This is a genomic window from Nitrospiria bacterium (assembly GCA_035498035.1).
In the GTDB taxonomy this organism is placed as follows: Bacteria; Nitrospirota; Nitrospiria; order JACQBZ01; family JACQBZ01; genus JACQBZ01.
This window is the reverse complement of record DATKAN010000001.1, coordinates 1-5,120: the sequence shown is the minus strand read 5'-3', so window position 1 is coordinate 5,120 and position 5,120 is coordinate 1. Positions and strand designations below refer to the sequence as shown.

Genomic DNA, 5,120 nt, shown 5'->3' with positions numbered 1-5,120 from the left:
TTCGTGCAAATCAATGCCCGATCTTGACGATCCCAACTTTATTGACGCCGCTGCAGGCGATGTAGAGATCGCCTTCTAAGGTTGACACCATATTCCGCACCACGCCTCCGCCGGAGGGTATCGGCCAGGTGGCGAACGTTTTGGTGTTTGGATCAAACCGCACAATGGTATTGGGTGTTAGTCCGGATTCGCTGTACCAGACCACTCCGTCGGGCGTTATGGCGATGCCGTAGGGTCGCGATTCTACCCCGCCTGGCGATAACCACTCCTCAACCTTCCTTGTGACTGGATCCAATAGCCCCAAATATCCACGGGCAAAGTCCGTATAGTAGATCTTATCACTTGAAGCGATGGCGAGCCGTCTAGGCCTTGCGTTTTGAGGAAGCGGGTATTCCATAATTTCCATTGAGCTCGGATCGATGCTCGCAAGCTTGTTCGTCCCGAACTCGCAGAAGAAAGGGATCCCCTTAGAATTTACCGCAATGCCATAAGGTACAGAATGGGTGGTAATTGATTTCTTCAGGGTGATGGCACCCGTCTGAGGATCCAACCTGCCCACAAAATTTCCCTCTTGGACGGTAAACCATAGAATTCCTTTCTGATCGAAAACTGGAGTGTGTGGACCTTGGGCTGCTCGGTCGGTTATCGGATATTCGATTACTTTGCCAGTCCTCGGATCCAGTCTACCGAGGTATCCCTTGTAATTGGCAGTAAACCAGATGTTTCCTTCCTTGTCTGCCACTAACCCGTGTGGTCCTGAGTCGGGGGTTTTTAGAGGAAATTCCCTCATTTGCCCTGTTCTAGGGTCAACCCTTCCAAGAGTGTTCGATCTTATCCCCGTGTACCATAAGGAACCGTCCGGAGCTACCGCCGGGTCGTGTGGCCGCGAGTTTGCCGTCGGAACATCCCATTCCTGTATCCTTATGCTTAAAGTTGTCAGGCCCATGGCTGCGACTGAAAACAAACCCGATGCGGTCGTAAGAATGAAGAATGCCAATAACCACTTATGTTTCACTTTCTTGGTCCATCCTTTCGAAATACTCAACCTAAAAATGTTGTCGAATTGTGGAATTGTCAAGAAAGGAAGGGGGTCCTTTCAATCCGGAATGATGACTGATTGTGATGAATGATTGTACAAAGAAGCGGATCGCCTGGATTTACGAGTGTTCGAAAGAAATCTTTGGCCGTAAACAGGGGACGATTTGTAGATTTTCTTGGGGTAGGTTAGGTTTATTTGAGATAGTGATGGCGCCTCTTACAGAAAGCTCGAGCAAATTCAGGAACAGAAGAATAATTCGATTTTGTAATGCACGTTTGCATGAAGTCCCACGTTCCGAATGCATAAGTTAGTGCGGGAAGATTGAAGAGATTTCTTCGACCTGATTTGCACCCGGGCTCTTTCCCCGGGCATGTCCAGGTACAGTTGGAAGATGAAAGGAGGCCAGAATGAGCCTGACGCCTTTGCAGGGAAAAGTCGGGGTTGTTACAGGAGGTGGACAGGGGATAGGGAGGGGGATTGCAAAGCGACTCCTGGAAGAGGGGATGTCTGTCGTGATCGGGGAGATTGATGAAGAAGCTGGGCAGGAGGCGGAATCCAGGCTAAGACACCTGGGTCCCGTCCTCTTTACTCGAACCGATGTTACAGATGAAGAGTCGGTCAAGAATTGTGCGGCCTTGGTCATCCGGGAGTTTGGACGACTGGACGCTCTTGTCAGCAATGCAGGGATTTCCCACGCCGTACAGGGACCGATTGAAAAGTTGAAGGTCAAGGACTGGGATCGTATGATCTCAACTCACCTCACGGGTTGCTTTCTCTGTGCCAAACATGCTTCTCCTCATCTGCGCAAGGCGCGCGGCTCTATGGTCAATATCGCCTCGACACGTGCGTTTCAGTCCGAGGCGAATACAGAGGCCTACGCAGCAGCAAAAGGAGGTATGGTTGCTCTTACCCATGCCCTGGCAATCAGCCTCGGTCCGGATGTCAGGGTGAACTGTATTGCCCCTGGTTGGATTGATGTGCGGGCCTGGAAAAAAGGGGAGGGTGATCCTTTGCCCGATCTGCGTCCGATCGACCGTGCACAACACCCCGTAGGCCGGGTTGGAAAACCAGAAGATGTCGCGGCACTCGCAGCCTTTCTGCTGTCGGAGGAGGCGGGGTTTATAACGGGCCAGGTATTTATTGCGGATGGTGGAATGACGCGCAAAATGATCTACGTCGAGTAAACCAAGATGGGATATCTCTCTTCTTGCCGCATAAATGGCATCTGTCCGAGGACACAACACTTCCGAACGGAGAGATTTGACTTGACAAGAGATTGTATACAGTATACATTTTGAATGGTCTTTTTGGTTTTAAAGTTCTTGGATAATCCCTTTAAATCATTATATATATTACAAACCCTCAGTTCATATCCGAGAAAGTGCTCAACACATTGAAAGAGACGGGAGGAATCACCGGGAGGAACGTATGAGGCTGCCGCCGTTTCAGTACCTTGAACCCGCGGATATGGAAGAAGCGCTTTCGCTGATCAGCACCCACAAAGAAAGGGTGAGGATCATGGCGGGTGGGACCGATCTTGTGAACCGTATGAGGTTGAGGCTGATCGAGCCCGCCTTCGTGATGGACATCGGAAAACTTCGGAACCTGGAGGGCATCGACGCGGGCGATACTGAAACGGTCATCGGGGCCAATACACGGCTAAAAGAGATTGCCGGTGCACCGTTCATCAATAAAAGATTGACGGCGATCGCGGAAGCCGCCTTCCAGGTGGCGTCACCGACGATTACCCACATGGCGACGGTAGGCGGCAACCTCCTCCAGAACACGCGATGCATCTACTATGACCAGTCCGGGATGGTGCTCGACGGGCTCGAACCCTGCTACAAGAGAGGCGGAACCGTATGTCTCGCCGTCAAGGGCAGTAAACGCTGCTACAGTGTCTACCAGGGGGACCTGGCGCCCGCGCTCCTCGCGTTCGATGCGCGGTGTGTCCTTGAGAAGAAGGGCTCAACACGGACAGTCTCTCTCATAGAGCTTTTTACCGGCAACGGAATAAACCCCTTCACCGTCGGGCCCGATGAATTGCTTACGAAGATCATCCTTCCTAAACCCAAGGGCATTTACAGCTCCGCCTATCGAAAGCTGCGACTCCGGGGAAGCGTGGACTATCCTCTCGCGTCCGCCGCGGCCTTGGTCTCTGTCGCGGACGATCGAAAGACCACGACGTGCCGTGTCGTCGTTGGCGCCGCTGGAGCTGCTCCGAAGGTGATCGACCGGGTGCCATGGGAAGCCGATTTCGACGGCATTGCTCAGAAGGCGTACGATCATGCCGAAGGGGTTGATAATCTCCAAATGCCCGGTGCCTACCGGAGGAAGATGGCAAGCGTCCTCGCCAAACGGGCAGTCCAAGCGGCCTTTGACGGGATCAAGGAGGGGATGTGACATGAATGAGATGAAGAAAACAGCCATCACCCTGAATGTCAACCGGGAGAGTTACGATCTGGTGTCCTATCCAAACCGGACGCTGCTCGAAGTGCTCCGTGACGATCTCCGCCTCACCGGGGCGAAAGAGGGTTGTGGCGAAGGGGTGTGCGGCGCCTGCACGGTCCTGATTGACGGCACGCCGGTTCGCTCCTGTCTCACGCTTGCTGTCGCCGTGCAGGGCAAAGAGATCACGACCATTGAAGGACTCAGCCTGGGTGAAAAACTCCACCCTGTCCAGGAAGCCTTCATCAACCACCACGCGATCCAGTGCGGGTTCTGCAGTCCCGGCATGATCCTGACCTCTTACGCGCTCCTTGCGGAAAATCCAAATCCCACCGAGAAGGAAATACGCCGCGTCCTCTCCGGGAACACATGCCGCTGCACGGGCTACGCGAAAATTGTCGAAGCAGTAAAATCACTCGCCGAGGAGGGGAAATAGGCCATGGAAAAATTCTCCTACATCGGAAAAGACATGAAACGAATCGACGCGGCCTGTAAAGCAACGGGTGAAGCCCTCTTCGCGGCAGACCTTGCACTCCCCCGGATGCTCGTGGGGAAGGTGCTCCGGTCACCCCATGCCCACGCGCGGATTGTGGAGATCGACCCCTCGAAGGCGGAAAAACTCCCCGGCGTCAAGGCCGTCGTCACCGCCAAGGATACCTGCGGCGACAAGTGGGGTGTTTTTAGATACACCCAGGACCAGCAATTTCTGCCTACCGAGAAGGTTCGTTATGTGGGCGAAGAGGTCGCCGCGGTGGCCGCCATCGATGAAGATACGGCACTGGAAGCACTGTCGCTGATCGACGTCACGTACGAAGTTCTCCCGGCAGTCTATTCCATCGAGGAGGCGCTGGCGCCCGGCGCGCCTCAGCTTCACGATGTCTATCCCAACAACGTTAATGTCCACGTCGTCATTGACGTGGGAGATGTTGAAAAAGGTTTCGCCGAATCTTATCTCATCAGGGAAGATACCTTTACCGCGCCGGAGGATTCCTATTTTCAGGGGGAACCCTACGCGGTGGCGGCCCAGTTCGACCACGCGGGAAACCTTGAAATTTGGATGCCCAACGCCGGGCCCCATCTGAAAGCGAAACCCCTCTCGAATGTGCTCAAGATCCCTCTCAACAAGGTCAGGGTGCGCAAGATCACGATCGGCGGCGCCTTCGGAGGCCGATCTGAAATATCCCCCGCCGACGTCATCTGTGCGTTTCTCGCGAAGAAGGCGCAACGGCCCGTAAAGATCGTCTACACACGGGAAGAAAACACCGTCTGCACCCGACAGGCCCACTCGATGATCACCAAGATAAAAACTGGCGTCGACAAAGCGGGCAGGGTCGTGGCCCGTGACATTACCTGTCACATGGACGGCGGTGCCTACAGCTCCACGGGCCCCATCGCGACCTCCGTTCCTTTCCTCTGCATGGAGCAGGCGTACCGGATGGAGAATGTCCGCTATAACGGCTACCGGATCCTTACAAACAAGCCCATCCGGGGGATGTTCCGCACCCACGGAAGGGGCTTTGCCTGCGGCGTTGACATTCAGCTCGACATGATTGGCGAAGCATTGGGAATCGACCCGCTGACGATGCGGCTTCGCAACGCCCGGCAGGCCGGGGACACCACACCGACGAAATCC

General features: G+C 54.5%; 5 protein-coding genes. 4 read left to right on the top strand and 1 reads right to left on the bottom strand.

Translation table 11 applies throughout. From position 1 onward, the window contains the following. Window positions 1-10: 10 nt before the first annotated feature. Window positions 11-1,015 carry a lyase gene (locus VMN77_00025; GenBank protein HTN42162.1) on the bottom strand — a complete coding sequence of 335 codons (1,005 nt, stop codon included), beginning with the start codon at window positions 1,013-1,015 and terminating at the stop codon, window positions 11-13. Between the two features lie 431 nt (window positions 1,016-1,446). On the opposite strand from VMN77_00025, the gene VMN77_00020 reads away from it, so the two are divergent. The 4 genes from VMN77_00020 to VMN77_00005 form a co-directional block, all read left to right on the top strand. Beyond that, a complete protein-coding gene (locus VMN77_00020; GenBank protein ID HTN42161.1) occupies window positions 1,447-2,223 on the top strand; it encodes an SDR family oxidoreductase in 777 nt (258 codons plus the stop codon). Between the two features lie 244 nt (window positions 2,224-2,467). Then, a complete protein-coding gene (locus VMN77_00015) occupies window positions 2,468-3,442 on the top strand; it encodes an FAD binding domain-containing protein (protein ID HTN42160.1) in 975 nt (324 codons plus the stop codon). Between the two features lie 10 nt (window positions 3,443-3,452). Continuing rightward, window positions 3,453-3,923 (top strand): (2Fe-2S)-binding protein, encoded by a 471-nt coding sequence (locus tag VMN77_00010; GenBank protein HTN42159.1) that lies wholly within the window; start codon window positions 3,453-3,455, stop codon window positions 3,921-3,923. A gap of 3 nt (window positions 3,924-3,926) precedes the next feature. Next, window positions 3,927-5,120 (top strand): molybdopterin cofactor-binding domain-containing protein (locus VMN77_00005; GenBank protein ID HTN42158.1); only part of this gene is annotated, 1,194 nt, incomplete at its 3' end.

What these genes read in the sequence shown, in the direction of transcription:
- VMN77_00010 (HTN42159.1), top strand. Translation starts at nt 3,453, where the DNA reads ATGAAGAAAACAGCCATCACCCTGAATGTCAACCGGGAGAGTTACGAT.
- VMN77_00015 (HTN42160.1), top strand. Translation starts at nt 2,468, where the DNA reads ATGAGGCTGCCGCCGTTTCAGTACCTTGAACCCGCGGATATGGAAGAA.
- VMN77_00020 (HTN42161.1), top strand. Translation starts at nt 1,447, where the DNA reads ATGAGCCTGACGCCTTTGCAGGGAAAAGTCGGGGTTGTTACAGGAGGT.